12 protein-coding genes are annotated in these 14060 nt (G+C 55.4%); 3 read left to right on the forward strand and 9 right to left on the reverse strand.

The features are described from left to right. Window positions 1–35: 35 nt before the first annotated feature. The 3 genes from YERSI8AC_RS22975 to YERSI8AC_RS22985 all read right to left on the reverse strand — a co-directional run bounded on the left by YERSI8AC_RS22975 (window position 36) and on the right by YERSI8AC_RS22985 (window position 3712). A complete protein-coding gene (locus YERSI8AC_RS22975) occupies window positions 36–1034 on the reverse strand; it encodes a Bug family tripartite tricarboxylate transporter substrate binding protein (RefSeq protein WP_022521341.1) in 999 nt (332 codons plus the stop codon). Window positions 1035–1225: 191 nt separating this feature from the next. Next, complete coding sequence (locus tag YERSI8AC_RS22980) at window positions 1226–1957, reverse strand: response regulator (protein WP_022521340.1); 732 nt, start codon at window positions 1955–1957, stop codon at window positions 1226–1228. Window positions 1958–2014: 57 nt separating this feature from the next. After that, window positions 2015–3712, reverse strand: a complete 1698-nt coding sequence (locus tag YERSI8AC_RS22985; RefSeq protein ID WP_159177696.1) for an ATP-binding protein — start codon at window positions 3710–3712, stop codon at window positions 2015–2017. A gap of 101 nt (window positions 3713–3813) precedes the next feature. Here YERSI8AC_RS22985 and YERSI8AC_RS22990 point away from each other — a divergent pair, with 101 nt between their 5' ends. Next, a complete protein-coding gene (locus YERSI8AC_RS22990) occupies window positions 3814–4584 on the forward strand; it encodes a DUF481 domain-containing protein (RefSeq protein ID WP_009286167.1) in 771 nt (256 codons plus the stop codon). 14 nt (window positions 4585–4598) lie between these two features. Here the strand turns inward: YERSI8AC_RS22990 and YERSI8AC_RS22995 are convergent, their stop codons facing one another. Genes YERSI8AC_RS22995 through YERSI8AC_RS23005 form a run of 3 tightly spaced genes read right to left on the reverse strand, consistent with a single transcriptional unit; the run spans window position 4599 to window position 7292 of the window. Further along, window positions 4599–5369 carry an ABC transporter permease gene (locus tag YERSI8AC_RS22995; RefSeq protein ID WP_022521337.1) on the reverse strand — a complete coding sequence of 257 codons (771 nt, stop codon included), beginning with the start codon at window positions 5367–5369 and terminating at the stop codon, window positions 4599–4601. A 34-nt stretch (window positions 5370–5403) separates the two neighbouring features. Continuing rightward, window positions 5404–6186 (reverse strand): ABC transporter ATP-binding protein, encoded by a 783-nt coding sequence (locus YERSI8AC_RS23000; RefSeq protein WP_022521336.1) that lies wholly within the window; start codon window positions 6184–6186, stop codon window positions 5404–5406. 2 nt (window positions 6187–6188) lie between these two features. Beyond that, the gene (locus tag YERSI8AC_RS23005; RefSeq protein WP_236557405.1) at window positions 6189–7292 is read right to left on the reverse strand and encodes an ABC transporter substrate-binding protein; all 1104 of its coding nucleotides are present in this window, start codon (window positions 7290–7292) and stop codon (window positions 6189–6191) included. Window positions 7293–7660: 368 nt separating this feature from the next. Between YERSI8AC_RS23005 and YERSI8AC_RS23010 the strand changes: the two genes are divergently transcribed. Beyond that, window positions 7661–9214, forward strand: a complete 1554-nt coding sequence (locus tag YERSI8AC_RS23010) for a BCCT family transporter (protein ID WP_159177697.1) — start codon at window positions 7661–7663, stop codon at window positions 9212–9214. A 24-nt stretch (window positions 9215–9238) separates the two neighbouring features. Here YERSI8AC_RS23010 and YERSI8AC_RS23015 read toward each other — a convergent pair whose 3' ends face one another. Next, window positions 9239–10060: a flagellin N-terminal helical domain-containing protein gene (locus tag YERSI8AC_RS23015; RefSeq protein ID WP_009286169.1), complete on the reverse strand. Its 822-nt coding sequence runs from the start codon at window positions 10058–10060 to the stop codon at window positions 9239–9241. A gap of 73 nt (window positions 10061–10133) precedes the next feature. Further along, complete coding sequence (gene folK / locus YERSI8AC_RS23020) at window positions 10134–10580, reverse strand: 2-amino-4-hydroxy-6-hydroxymethyldihydropteridine diphosphokinase (RefSeq protein ID WP_027957911.1); 447 nt, start codon at window positions 10578–10580, stop codon at window positions 10134–10136. Between the two features lie 167 nt (window positions 10581–10747). Here folK and YERSI8AC_RS23025 point away from each other — a divergent pair, with 167 nt between their 5' ends. Further along, window positions 10748–11494, forward strand: coding sequence for an SDR family NAD(P)-dependent oxidoreductase (locus tag YERSI8AC_RS23025; protein ID WP_159177698.1), 747 nt, complete (start codon window positions 10748–10750; stop codon window positions 11492–11494). A gap of 90 nt (window positions 11495–11584) precedes the next feature. On the opposite strand, the gene ybiO is transcribed toward YERSI8AC_RS23025, so the two are convergent. Beyond that, window positions 11585–13996, reverse strand: a complete 2412-nt coding sequence (gene ybiO, locus YERSI8AC_RS23030; protein WP_009286170.1) for a mechanosensitive channel protein — start codon at window positions 13994–13996, stop codon at window positions 11585–11587. Window positions 13997–14060 lie beyond the last annotated feature (64 nt).

The following is a 14060-nucleotide window of genomic DNA, read 5'->3' on the forward strand; positions in this document are numbered from 1 at the left end:
CACGCTTGGGCGACTGGGCGATACAAGGAGTAGGATTACTGGCGCAGTAGGCCAAGCTCGCTCAGCACGTCGCTGAACTGCTCTTGCTGCTGATCCAGGAAGGCGCCAAACTCTTCGCTGTTTTGGTAGGCGTCGATCCAGCCCAGTTGGTCGCTCGCTTCGCGCCATGCATCGGTTTCAAGCATTTCGGCGAACAGGTCTTCGTAGTAGGCCACTGCCTCTTCAGGCATATCAGGAGCGCCCATCACGCCGCGCCAGATATCGAAGGTGTAGTCGAAGCCCTGCTCCTGGTAGGTAGGCACTTCGCTCAAGCCACCGCCCAAACGCTCTTCAGAAGAGACGCCCAGCGCACGCAGTTGGCTGCCTTCACCCAGTTGGCCAACCGCTTCACCAGCGCCGCCGACCACGGCTTCAATATGGCCGCCCATTAGGTTAGTCATGGCGTCGCCGCCACCCGAAAACGGGATGTAGTTGACTGCCGAGGCTTCCATTCCGGCCGCAGAGGCAAGGCCTGCAATGGCAATATGATCCATGGAGCCAGGCGCACTACCACCGCCAACGCTCAAGCTGGGATCTTCTTTCAGCGCATTGAGCAGGTCTTCGAGGTTCTGATACTCGGAGTCTGCCGCGACCAGGATGATTGAGTAGTCGGTGTTGATCCGCGCGACCGGGGTAAAGTCGGTGTGGTCGTAGCGCGAAGCACCTGCCAGCGGCACCAGAATCATCGGCGGGCTGGTGGCAAACAGCTTGTGCGGGTTGCCGCTATCGCGGGCCACTTGGGCCCAGGCTACGGCACCGCCGCCGCCAGGTACGTTGATAGCAGCGAAGCTTTCATCGGCCAGCTCTTCTTGCTGAATCACCCGCGACATGGTGCGAACGAGAGTATCCCAACCGCCGCCTGGGTTAGCCGGTGCGACGAATTCGATGGAGCGTTCAGGTGTCCACTCTTGCGCCTGTGCGGCGGTGCTCATGCCTGCAAAGGCAGCAATGGGAAGAGCAAATACAGATAAACGCTTGAGGGTAAGCGACGTCATGATGGCGTTCTCCACGTATCAGTTTTGTTGTGTGATGAGTTTGCTGTGTAGAGCTTCTTATTGTGAGACTGCACGCCGCGAACGTTAGAAGACCACTACCCTGACCGACAAGCTTGTGCGCATAAAAGACAAAAAGTTCTTTATGGCTATTTTGTTCATTTTGTTCACGCGCGCCTAATTACCACATTCCTTTATAGAGTGTTGAGCCACTCGTGTGCTGCCTCCAACAGCCGATAGCGGCGCTCAGGCCGCCCTACATCACCATAGCCCAGCTCCGCACTCACCGCCTGTTCAGCAACTAAAAACTCTAAATAACGGCGGGCGGTTGAGCGGCTGGCACCCATGATGCGCGCCATCTGCATGGCGGTGAGCGAGTCGGGTGCGTCGGCCAGGGCATCAATCACCCGGCGCAGCGTCAGCCGATCAATACCTTTAGGCAGGGCTTGGCTTTTAGCACGCAACGGCTCGCCGGGCTTCAGGCGCGCCAGCACGGAGTCCAGTTCATCCTGATTCATCTCGGCACGGTTGGCCAAGGCTTCACGCTCGCGACGGAAGCGAGTCAGCATTTGCGTCATTCGCGCGGCTTCAATGGGCTTGATCAGGTAGTCGAATACCCCACCACGCAGCGCCTCGCTGATGGTTTCTACTTCCCGGGCAGCGGTAACCATGACGATATCCACATGCACGTAGTCGCGGCGAATCGCCCATAGCAGCTCCAGGCCTTCAACATCGGGTAGGTAGGCGTCGAGCAAGATCAACTGGATGTTGGTGGCCTGTTCCGCCATGATCGCCTTGGCTTCGCTACCGTTGCGCGCCATGCCCACCACATAAAAGCCGTCGCTCTGTTCAATAAAGGCCCGGTGGATATCGGCAATGCGAAAATCGTCTTCAATGACCAAAATGCCGTACTGCCCATCAGACATTGCGTTCCCCCCTAGCCGTCGTGGTCACTGTTTTTGAAATTGTTGATGAAATTGTTTTTAAAATTGTTGTTGAGACTGCTGTTGGTCTTGCTGCACACACAGCGAGCGGTCGAGCACCGCGATAAAGCATGCGCCCCCCAGCTCGCTCTCCTCCAGGGTCACGGCGCCGCCGTGCTGGCGGCAGAGCCTGGCCACCAGCGCCAGGCCAATGCCCTGGTGTTTGCCCGTTTTGGTCGAAAAGCCTTCCTGGAAAATCGATTCGGCGAGCTGGGCAGGTACTCCGGGCCCGTTGTCCTCCACTTCGATCAACAGCTGCTCCCCCAAATCGGTGAAAAACAGGCGTACTTTGGGCGCTTTACTCGGCCCATTCAGCGCTGCATGGCAGGCGTTGTCCAGCAAGTTACCCACCACGCTCATCATCACTTCTTGGCCGGTGGGCGTTAGCGGGCAGGAGAGCGAGCTTTGCTCATCGACTTCCAACGCTACGCCCAGCTCCCGCGCCCGGGTAAGTTTACCCAGTAGCGTACCGCTAAGCACGGCGTCGGCCACGTTGCGCATTAAAAAGCTCATCTGCGCCTGGGCGCGTTCGGTTTCTTGATGGATCAGCGCGAGAGCTTCCTCGATGCGTTCTAACTGCAGTAATCCTGAGATGGTATAGAGCTTATTGGAAAACTCGTGGGCCTGGGCACGCAGCATATCCACATCACGGCTGGCCTGGGTAAGCGCGTGGGAAAGATCGACAATTTCGCGACGGCTGCGGAAAGTGGCCACCGCCCCCTCAATCTCGCCTTCGTGCAGAATCGGCACGCGGTTGACCACCACCGGGTGATCGCCCAGCCACATCTCCTGGTCGAACTCCTGCTCTCCGCGTCGGAGCACCTCCAATAGCCGCGAATTGGGCACGACCTCGCGGATGGGCTGCCCCAGCAGCACATGCTCATCGTCCAGGTTGAGAAAGCGCCGCGCCTGCTGGTTGACCAAGGTAATATGACCTTCACGATTAACCGCCAGAATACCCTCGTGGATCGACTGCAAAATGGCCTCTTTCTCCATAGCCAAGCGGGCAATCTCGTAGGGTTCCAGGCCTAAAATGACCTTTTTAAGATGCTGCGATAGCCAGTAAGCACCGGCAAAGCCGAGACAAATCATCAGCGCCACCAGCGCCCAGCCAAAGCTGTTGTAGCGGGCTACGTCCATGGCCACGCGATCCATCATAAAGCCGACGGACACCAGGCCAATGATATTGCCCTCTTCATCCCAAATGGGCGCTTTGCCACGAATGGCAGTGCCCAATGACCCGGTTGCCTCGGATACATAGTATTGGCCATGAATCAGCGCCTGATCATTATCGCCTCCCACCATTGGTTTCCCAATCCGCTCCGGCACGGGGTGGGAATAGCGAATACTTTGGGCGTTGCCTACAACGACATAGCGCGCGCCCGTTTCATGGCGAACGCGCTCTGCGAGGGGCTGAATAATGAAAGAGGGGTCGGGAATTGAAAAGGCGTTGATAATTTGCGGCATCGACGCCACCGTTTTGGCCACCGCCAGCGCTCGCTCGCCCATCTGCTGGCTAATAATTTCTGCCTTGCGGTGATTGAGGTAGGTGCCCTGCGCCAGTAGCATGCCTGCCAACAGTAGTCCGACTAACAGCATTACCTGAAGGCGAAAACTGCGTTTATACCAGCTGCGCCTTGCGCGAGTGCGGCGCCAGCGCTGCAGGTCGGCTAACGTTCGGGGGCGGGAAGCGCTCATAGGTAGACTCGAAATGCGTGACCGCGCCATTATGGCACGCGCTAGCCAACGGCGTTAATCGCCGTCACCCCAGAGTCATCGTTCGCTGATATAATAGCCCAATGCCGAAATCAAGGAGGGATGTAGTGGCGATCGTTAGATGGATACTCTTGCTTGCCTGCTGGCCACTATGGCTAACCGTGGCATATGCCAACCCGTTCTACGCTCCACCGCCTCCCCAGGAAGATGCGCCCGTGTTCAGTGGCGATGCTGAACTGGGTTTTACCCGCCTCTCGGGCAATACCGATAGCCAGACGCTAATCGGTAAAACGCTGCTGACGTGGCTTACCGGTAACTTCACCTACTCGCTGCGTGGTGAAGTGCGTAACGTCACCAAGGATGACAAAACCAGCGCCGAGCAGTACTTAGTCGCAGGACGCGAACGCTATGAACTGGATGGCCCCCACTATCTGTTTGGGTTTGCCCGCTGGGAGAAGGATCGCTTTGCCGGTTACGACCAGCAGCTTTCTGCCATCGGTGGCTATGGGCGTCAGATTTTAGAGAACGATACCCATGTTTTTTCGCTGGAGGCAGGGCCAGGCTATCGTCATGACCGACTACGCGAACATGGCGATTATCGGTTAGCAGTGGCTTATACAGCGTTGGATTATCAATGGTTTTTTTCTGACTACGCCGATATTCAGCAGGAAATGTCGTTTGAGTACACCGACCAAAATACCACGTCGCGGTCGCTTACAGCGCTCACGGCAAGGCTCAATTCAAAGCTGTCGCTGCGCTTATCTCATGAAATCAAGCACAACTCCCAACCGCCTGACGACACCAGCGAGCGCACCGACAACACCACCAGCGCTTCACTGCTTTACCGCTGGTGAGTTGCGCACTGGCCCTAGCGATTCTGACCACGGTGCGCCCAGCCGGTCATGCGTTTTTCCAGTTGGGCAAATAGCTCGTACATCACCATGGCCATGGCGCTGATCACCAGCAGCCCGGCAAAGACCAGCCCCATGCGCATTTGCGAACCGGCGCTCATCATCAGATAGCCAATGCCCTGATTGGAGGCGACCGTTTCTGACACTACTGTGCCTACAAACGCCAGAGTAATAGCGACTTTTAGCGAGGCAAAGAAATACGGCAGCGAGCGTGGCAGGCCCACTTTCAGCAACACATCGATACGCCGCGCGCCCAGCACTCGCAGTACGTCTTCCATCTCAGGCTCCAGCGTGGCTAAACCGGTAGCCACGTTCACCACAATAGGGAAGAAGCAGATTAAAAAGGCGGTGAGTATCGCCGGCACCGAGCCAATCCCAAACCAGACAACCAGGATGGGCACGAAAGCCACTTTGGGAATGGCATTAAAGCCGACTAACAGTGGGTAGCAAGCGTTATATAGAAAGCGTGACGAGCCGATAATAAAGCCCAACACCAGCCCCACGGCCACACCCAATCCAAAGCCAATCAGCGTTGTCCAGAAGGTTTGCCAGGAGTGCATGGCGATAGGCTCGGAATAAGTTACCAGCGCCTGGGCCGTCTCCAAGGCACTGGGGAAGATAAAGCTGGGCACATCAAACACCCGCACCGTTACTTCCCAGATAACAACCAACGCGACCACCGCTATCCACGGCGCCAGTCGTTCAATTAACTGATTATTTTTCGTCATAAGTGCGCCTTTCATCAGGTGCTGGGGGCTTTTATTAAGTGCTGCGCACTTCGCCAATTTGAGCCCGCAGCTCCTGAACCAGATCAATAAAGGGTTTTTGGTAAGTGGTTTCCAGTGCACGGGGTCGCGGCAACTCTATTTCACGGCGCTCAATCACCCGTCCGGGGCGGCGGCTCATGATGTAGACGGTATCGGCCAGAAACGCCGCCTCGCGGAGGTCATGTGTCACGAGTACCACTGTAAAGCGCTGCGCTTCCCACAGATCGCGCAGCACGCACCACAGCTCCTCGCGGGTAAACGCATCCAGCGCGCCGAAGGGTTCATCCAGCATTAGCAGGCGCGGCTGGTGAATCAGCGCCCGGCAGATCGATGCCCGCTGCTGCATACCACCGGAAAGCTGCCACGGATACTGCTCTTCGTAGCCTTCAAGCCCCACGGTCTTGAGCAGCTTGCGCGCCCAGCCGACAAACTCTTCGCGCCGTTTACGAAACTGATGGCGGTAGGGTTTAACGATCTCCAACGGCAGTAGGACGTTATCCAGTGTGGTGCGCCAGGGCAGCAGGTTGGCGTTTTGAAACGCCATGCCGGAGATCTTCAACGGCCCGGTGACCGGTTCTCCATCCACTTGCACGGCACCAGTGGTAGGCGCATGCAGCCCGGTGCAGAGCTTCATAAAGGTCGATTTACCGCAGCCGGAGGGGCCCACGAAAGCGACGAACTCGCCTTCGTGGATACTCAGGTTGATATCCTCAATGGCGTTACCCGACGCATCGTAGGCCAGGCTAACGTCATCAAAGGTGACAAATGCTGCCGACATGCTTATTCGCCCTCGGCCGGAAACAGCATGCGTTCTTCCTGGGCAGGTAAGTAGTTTGAACTAAACACTTGATCGGGTGAAGGAATTGACGTGAGGTCGTAAGCATCGGCAACCAGTTGAATCGCCTGAGCCAGGCGCTCGTCATCCACTCCGCCCACGCCATTTTCGCGCACTTCAGGAGTGTCGACGACGCCATCCAGAGCGAGTCTTAAGCGCCGAGTCTCCATTTCCACATCGATCAGGCCGTCGCGGTTTTTAACATACTCAATGGCCGCCTCGGGGTCGGCAATGGTGTCGCCCAGGGCGCGGTTGAAGGCGCGCAGAAAGCCCTGCACGGCTTCCGGATTTTCTTCGGCGAAGGATTCACTAGCGATAATGGCGTTGCCGTACAGGGGCACGCCGTAGTCTGGGAACGGCATAATAGTCAGCTCGTCTTCGCTCATTCCCCGCTCTTCAAGATTGAGCAGGCTGGTGAAGTAGAAGCCAGTGATTGCATCCACATCGCCCCGGGTTAGCAGCGTTTCGCGCAGCGTAGGGTCGACGTTTTGCCACTCCACCGCGTCGGCGTCCAGATTATTAGCCGCGGCAAACACGCCCCAGGCGCGGTAGCCGGTATCGAAGGTGGGGGCGGCGATGGTTTTACCGGCTAAATCAGCCGGGCTCTCGATGCCGCGGTCTTTGCGGGCAAACACCGCCGCGGGGGTGCCGTCGTAGACGATATAGACGCCTTGGATACCGGGGCCATCGGGGTTTTCGGCGAGAAACTCGACCAGCGCATTAAGATCGCCAAAGCCCATTTCATAGGCCCCGGACGCCACGCGATTAATCGCACCCGCCGAGCCGCTGCCGGAATCAATCTGAACGTCCAACCCTTCGTCGGCGAAGTAGCCTTTCTCTTCAGCCATCAAAAACGGCGCGGAGGGGCCTTCAAAGCGCCAATCCAGCTGAAAACGTATTTGGGTATCGTCGGCGTAACTGATAGCCGGTATTAACATCAGCGCTGCCGCGCAGCCGGTGAGCAGGCGCGCCGTAGAAAAACCTGGTGTTGCAGTGGGAAAGCCTAGTGTTGAAGTAGAAAAACGGCGTTTAGAAGTGGAGGTCATCATCGTGAGCATACCTTGTATACAAAATATGCTTTAGCATTGCAGCAATACTGCCATTATTGATTTTTTATTTAATTTTCATGCTATTAGGTAGACAGTTAAGTGCCGCCGCCCTCCGCTATATGGCCAAAATGGTGCATTTACCCCTGAGCAACGCACCAAGTTAAAACATATTAGACGTTGGTCTAAATTGACGATATACTAAGCTCAGTTTCCTGTCTTGCGCCATTCCTTGAATGGCGCTTTTTTTTACCTGTAATTTCGCCTGCTTCAATCACCAACTTCTGAACGCTCATGTGGCGTTACACCGCTTAACGGCACGCTTTAATAGGCTGCTATTTCAGTTTCTCGCTCCCCATAAGGTATTTAACATGACCCACCCCAGCCCCAATTCTGAGGGCTCTCAGCGGTTTTCGCTCGGCGACCCTATTGTATTGATATTAAGTATCGGCTTTATCGTTGCCTTTCTCGCACTGTCGCTTTACGACGTAACTCTGGTAGCTGACAGCATCAGCGCTGGCTTCGCCTGGACCGCGCTAGTGCTGGGCAGTTACTTTCAACTGCTGCTCCTGCTGACGTTCTTTATCGCCATCGGTTTGGCCATAACCCCAGCCGCTAAAGCTAAAATCGGCAATTTAGATGCACCAGAAATGAGCACGTTTAAGTGGCTCTCGATCATTCTGTGTACGCTGCTGGCAGGCGGTGGCGTATTCTTTGCCGCCGGTGAGCCGGTATACCACTTTGTGGTAACGCCTCCCGCGTTTGATAGCGAAGCAGGCACCGCTGACGCCGTTTCCGGCGCCTTGGGGCAGTCCTTCATGCACTGGGGCTTTATGGCTTGGGCGGTACTGGGGTCGCTAACCGCCGTGGTGCTTGCCCATGCGCACTACGTGAAAGGCCAGCCGCTTCAGCCCCGCACCCTGCTCTACCCCGTACTGGGTGAGCGACTAATGCGCGGCCCGCTGGGCAGCATCGTCGATGCCTGCTGCGTAATTGCTTTGGTTGCGGGCACTGTGGGTCCAATTGGTTTTTTGGCCACCCAGGTCAGCTTCGGCCTGCACGAGCTGTTTGGCTTACCGGAAGGTTATCCCGGCCAGTTGATCATTCTAGCCGTACTCGGCAGCATCTACGTGCTCTCTTCCATGAGCGGCGTACACAAAGGCATTCAACTACTTAGCCGCTTTAACGTGCTACTGGCGCTAGCCATTGGCGCGGTCATTATTGTTTTTGGCCCCACACTGTTTTTGGTCAATAGCTACGTTTCAGGCATGGGCGCGTATGTCAGCGAATTCTTTACCATGGCGACCATGACCGCAGAGACCGCTCCGGCGTGGTGGATGCAGTGGTGGACAGTATTCTTCTTTGCCTGGTTTATTGGCTATGCGCCGCTGATGGCGATTTTTGTGGCGCGTATTTCCCGCGGTCGCAGCATCCGCGAAATGATCATCGCGGTAGCAATCCTGGCACCGATTGCCACCACCGTGTGGTTTACCCTGCTGGGCGGCTCAGGCATTTATTATCAACTCACCGGGGTGATTGATTTAACCGAGGCGCTGAACAACTTCCAGTTTGATGTAGCCACCTTAACCATTGCCCAAGCACTGCCCGGCGGTACCTGGATGGCACTAGCGATCCTGCTTCTGACCACCATTTTCGTTGCGACCACCGGCGACTCAATGAGCTACGCCATTGCGGTAGTGGGGGCGGGGCACGATAACCCCAGCCCGGTCATGCGGGCGTTTTGGGGGATCGCCATGGCGTTGATGGCAGCGGTACTGCTGTATATGGGCGCAGGCCAGATTGGCGCGCTGCAGCAGTTCATTGTTATCACCGCGATTCCGGTCTCGTTGATACTGCTGCCGTCACTCTGGAATGGCCCACAGGCAGCCTACGCCATGGCCCGTGAACAGGGCATTATTGATTAAGAGAGCTGCGCTACAGTGCTTACCTTATAGCCCTTCCAGCAGGCGCAGAATCATCTGCGGCTGCTGGTTGGCCTGAACCAACATAGCAATGCCTGCCTGCTGCAGGATCTGGGCGCGCACAAGGTTGGAGACTTCCTTAGCATAATCGGCATCCTGAATACGCGACTGGGCAGCGGAGGTGTTAACAATACTGTTATTGAGGCCATCAATTACGCTTTCAAAACGGTTTTGCACCGCCCCCAAATAGCTACGTTGGCGATCTAACCGCTTGATCGCCTCATCCACTCTATCTATCGGTTTATCCGTCCCACTGAAATCCTCAGTCACGTCCAAACCATCAAGACCCAACCCCTGTAAATTCATGGCTTCAAAACGAACGGCAATGGTATCGCCAACGTTAGCACCCACTTGAATGTTCAGTGATTTAGTGTCGTTCAAAAGCCCAATGCCATTGAAGTTACTTTTCCCGGCGATGCGCTCAATCTCTTCTAAACGTTGATCAATTTCGTCTTGGATAGAATCCAGGTCGTCGGAAGAGTTGGTGCCGTTAGCTGCTTGTACACTCAGCTCACGGATGCGCTGCAGGTTGTCGTTAATCTGATTAAGCGAGCCTTCCGCCGTCTGCACCATTGATATGCCATCATTGGTGTTGCGGATCGCCTGGGTCATGCCTTTGATTTGCGCCGTCATACGATTGGCAATCGCCTGGCCGGCAGGGTCATCCTTGGCACTATTGATGCGCAGCCCAGAAGAGAGGCGCTGCATGGCGGTCTGCATGGCCTGCTGACTGCCGCGCAGATTGTTCTGCACGGTTAGCGACATCACATTGGTATTTAGGCTGAGCAACGCACGCCTCCAGGGAAGTTAGCGCGCCCGATTGATGGCGGCTACAACGTTACTATCGGCCTAAACGCAAAAATCATGAACACTTTTGAGGCTCAAGGCTGCGACCACTACTCGCCAGCACTTCATCAACAGGTTTTTTTACATAGTCGTGCAGGTAGTAACCGTCATCGACCACCTCTCCATCCCAAGCCACAATGTCTAGATCCATAGTACGTGGCCCCGATTTAATCGCTCCCCGAACACGGCCCAGACGATCTTCCACCCCTTTGAGGTAAGCACGAAACGCTTCACGCTCAAGCGGTGTGCTCACCAACAGCGCGGCGTTTAGGAAATCGGGTTGCTGCTGGTACCCCACCGGCTGGGTGCGAATCGTTTTGGAACGAGCCAACAGATTGCACTCACGGTTAATGATATCGACCGCCTGAGCCACATAGTGGTCTGGGTCGATGTTAGAACCTAAAGAGATCAAGCACTCATGGAGCGCTTCAGATTGTTTGGTAAACAACGTCGTTGGTGGCATAGCGACATCCTGTTAAAAGTGACGTCTTCTTGAATGGCCCTGTAAGCAGGACTCATCTATCAATACCTCTAAGCACGTGCCACGTGCAAGCTGTGTATAAGTTATTGACAAACGCTACACTCACGCAGAAAGTCTTCCTATACCAATAAAACAGTAGGGAACGCTTTATGCATCATCAGGCTGCTCTGGTAACCGGCGGTGCTACCCGCTTGGGCCGATTCTTCTCCGAAGCGTTGGCTGATGCCGGTTTTGATATTGCTCTACACGTTAATCGCTCCCGCAAAGAGGCCGAAGAGGTCGCCAGCGGTATCCGCGCTAAAGGGCGGGAGTGCGAAATATTTTCCTGCGATTTTTTAAACGAAGACTTAAACGACTTACTCCAGTCGGCCAAGCAGCGCTTCCCAGGGCTTAATTTGCTGCTGAACAGCGCCTCTGCCTATGAACCCGCGCCGATCTCGGCGACCGAGCTGGCGATGCTGGAGACACAGTTCAGGGTCAATATGTTTACCCCGCTACTGCTCACCCGTTACTTTGCCGAAACCGTTCAAGAGGGCCAGGTGATCAATATCATCGATAATAAGGTGGCCTATCACCAGTATCCCTATGCAGCCTATTTGCTATCGAAAAAGAGCCTAGCGGAGATGACTCGTATGGCGGCACTGGAGTTCGCACCGCGCATTCGCATTAACGGCATCGCCCCTGGCGTGGTACTGCCCGCTTCCCAGCGCACTAGCGCCTATATTGAGTGGCGTATTGAAGGCATTCCGCTCAAGCGCCAGGGGCACCCCGACCACCTTGTACAAGCTCTGCACTACTTGTTGGAAAACCCCTTTGTAGCGGGGCAGATTCTGTTTGTCGATGGCGGGGAGTCAAGCAATCTGGAGGGTCGGCACTCAGAAAACTATGCCAATTAAATAAAAATTCAGCCCTTAAAACGCAACGAGGCCGCCTGAAGGCGGCCTCGTTGCAGCGATTGATAACAATCGCTTCACGATAACAACAGTTTAAGTTTCATCGACGTCGTCATGGTCAGGCTTTTCGTGTTCAAAAGTATCAGAGCTAGTTTTACTACCGCGTGGATCAAACCTGTCATCCGATGTAATATCACCCGACTTAGGCTGCCCAGCCGGGCTACCATCGATCGTAAAGGCTTGCTGCATAACACGCAGGTTTGCGGGAGGCGCAGAACCAGTTTTATCTTGCCCGAAGTAGAGCGTGGTATGCGGGAAAGGTATCTCGATACCCGCTTCATCGAAGCGTAGCTTGACGAGGCGATTGTAGGCGCGGCCCACGGCCCACTGGTCGCCCGGCGTAGTCTTGATCACCACACGGATGTTCACGGAGCTGTCTGCCAGCGCAATGACACCTGCCACGGTCAGATCCGCCAACAATTTATGGCTATGCTCTTCGCTGGCTTTCAGGTCTTCAAAAGCCAATTGAAGCTGTGCAATGGCATCATCAATACTCTCACGATAGGCAATACCGTACTCACCCACATGGTTACCAAACTCGCGCATATAGTTAGACACGGTATCCACGCTGGAGAACGGTACGATGTGATAAGTACCGGACAAATCACGAATACCGACAGAGCGGATACTGAGCCGTTCGGCGGTGCCTGTCACGCCACCCACCGTGACCACATCGCCGGTATTCATAGCGTTCTCGACCTGGATAAATACCCCGGTGATAACGTCCTGCACCAGCTTCTGAGCACCAAAACCAATCGCCAAACCAAGTACACCGGCACCGGCAATCAATGGGCCGATATTGATGCCAATTTCCGACAGTACGATCATGCCGGTAATCGTGACCATAGCGATTGCCAGGGCATTACGAAACAGGCTGAGCAGGGTTTTTGCCCGCGCAGAGGGTTCACCGTAGCCGGTTTCCGGATTGAGCTTATGCTCGATCAGGCTTGCCAGGCCCAGCCACACGGCGAGCGCCACAATCAAAATCACCGCAACACTGGTCAGGTTGCCAACCAGCACGGCGCCACCTTCAGAGGCATACCAGGCAGCTAGGTCAAAGGCGCCCCAAGCGTTCAGCACCATCATGATGACCACAATCAGAATGATCGTACGCAGCACGCGAAGCGCATTGGGCACGTAGCTGTTTAAGCGCTTTTCAAGCAGCGGTAATTTGCGCCGCAGATCGTCCGACAGGGTAATCCGACGGCCAATGGTCTGGGTAAGAAAAGACGACACCAACAACCCAACGACAATCGCGGCCAATGACTTCAAGGTGGCAAACATCACAAACGGCAGCGCATCGCCGGGGCGCGTTAACGTCAGCACAAATACGATCAAGAAATAGAGCAGCGCGAACAGGTGCCAAGTACGGGCAAATAGCTGCAGCGAGACGCGGCTGGCAGTCAGCGTTGATTTTGCCGCCATCTCGTTCAGATTACCACGCAGACGGGCGCGGTTTCTTAGCACCACAACCACCGCATAGATAAACGCCAACAGCATAATCAGCGTACCGACCGCTTGACCCAGTGAGGCCGCTACATAGAAGTTAACCAGCGGGACTACCACCATCAGGCCGTAACCGACCATGCCGATCAACCGCGCTAACCAGCGGTTCCAGTAGGAGGCTTCCTGGGCAGAGATAGGCAGTAGCCGCAGCCCTTCGTAGCGCGAAGAGAACAGCATTCGCACACCGGCTTTGAGCAGTTCAATAATCAAGAACGCATTTAAAAACAGCGAGGCACGGGTCGAGAGCTCCCCTGCTTCACCAATCGCAAAGGTGGCCAGCAGATTACCACCCACATAGGCCAAGCCGACAAGCAGCACATCGATGACTGCCGCAATCGCCACGCAGAAAACCAAACGTAAAACGGGGGTTAAATTTTTACCATTCAGCGACCAGCCGCTGATTTTGGTAAACAGCGGCTTAGCCAACCGCCGAACAATCATAAACAGTGCAAAGGTGGCGACAATCACCATACCCAGATTAATCGCCGCACTGGTGAAGGCGGCCATATCAAAGACACTGTCGGCCTCTTGGCCAGAAAACAGACCGCCGACAATGCCTACCACTTGCTCGAATTGACCACCCACATCGCTTACCACACGACTGGTGAGCTCAGCGAGTTGGCGTGGCAGCGAGACATCCTCCGGCGCTATCTCACTGCCTTGAGCGGCCGCTTCCGGGGAGAGTTCGGTAGCAACGCCATTGGGCAGCACTGAGGCTTGATTGCGCAACATCTCAATCAGCTCTTGCCGCGACTGCTCATCCTCTAGCAGGTTCGCCAGCGCCTCATAGGACGTAGGCGCTGCTTCTTCAGAGGATGCAGCACCATCGGCGCTGGTCGACTCACTTGGCGCGCTCTGCGCCATTGCTGGCGTGGCTATTAAGGCAATCATTGCCAATAGCCAGACACCTAGCCAGGGTAATAAACGAAGTGGCTTCACACCTAAACCTCCTTTTGGGTGAGTGTTCTGTTCAATCTAACGGCTGCTTAGTTTTACGCAAGCC

This window comes from Halomonas sp. 113 (assembly GCF_904067645.1).
Classification (GTDB): Bacteria; Pseudomonadota; Gammaproteobacteria; order Pseudomonadales; family Halomonadaceae; genus Vreelandella; species Vreelandella titanicae.

Coding starts and splice junctions, on each gene's coding strand:
- YERSI8AC_RS22975 (WP_022521341.1), bottom strand. CDS start 1,034: ATGACGTCGCTTACCCTCAAGCGTTTATCTGTATTTGCTCTTCCCATT.
- YERSI8AC_RS22980 (WP_022521340.1), bottom strand. CDS start 1,957: ATGTCTGATGGGCAGTACGGCATTTTGGTCATTGAAGACGATTTTCGC.
- YERSI8AC_RS22985 (WP_159177696.1), bottom strand. CDS start 3,712: ATGAGCGCTTCCCGCCCCCGAACGTTAGCCGACCTGCAGCGCTGGCGC.
- YERSI8AC_RS22990 (WP_009286167.1), top strand. CDS start 3,814: ATGCCGAAATCAAGGAGGGATGTAGTGGCGATCGTTAGATGGATACTC.
- YERSI8AC_RS22995 (WP_022521337.1), bottom strand. CDS start 5,369: ATGACGAAAAATAATCAGTTAATTGAACGACTGGCGCCGTGGATAGCG.
- YERSI8AC_RS23000 (WP_022521336.1), bottom strand. CDS start 6,186: ATGTCGGCAGCATTTGTCACCTTTGATGACGTTAGCCTGGCCTACGAT.
- YERSI8AC_RS23005 (WP_236557405.1), bottom strand. CDS start 7,292: ATGATGACCTCCACTTCTAAACGCCGTTTTTCTACTTCAACACTAGGC.
- YERSI8AC_RS23010 (WP_159177697.1), top strand. CDS start 7,661: ATGACCCACCCCAGCCCCAATTCTGAGGGCTCTCAGCGGTTTTCGCTC.
- folK (WP_027957911.1), bottom strand. CDS start 10,580: ATGCCACCAACGACGTTGTTTACCAAACAATCTGAAGCGCTCCATGAG.
- YERSI8AC_RS23025 (WP_159177698.1), top strand. CDS start 10,748: ATGCATCATCAGGCTGCTCTGGTAACCGGCGGTGCTACCCGCTTGGGC.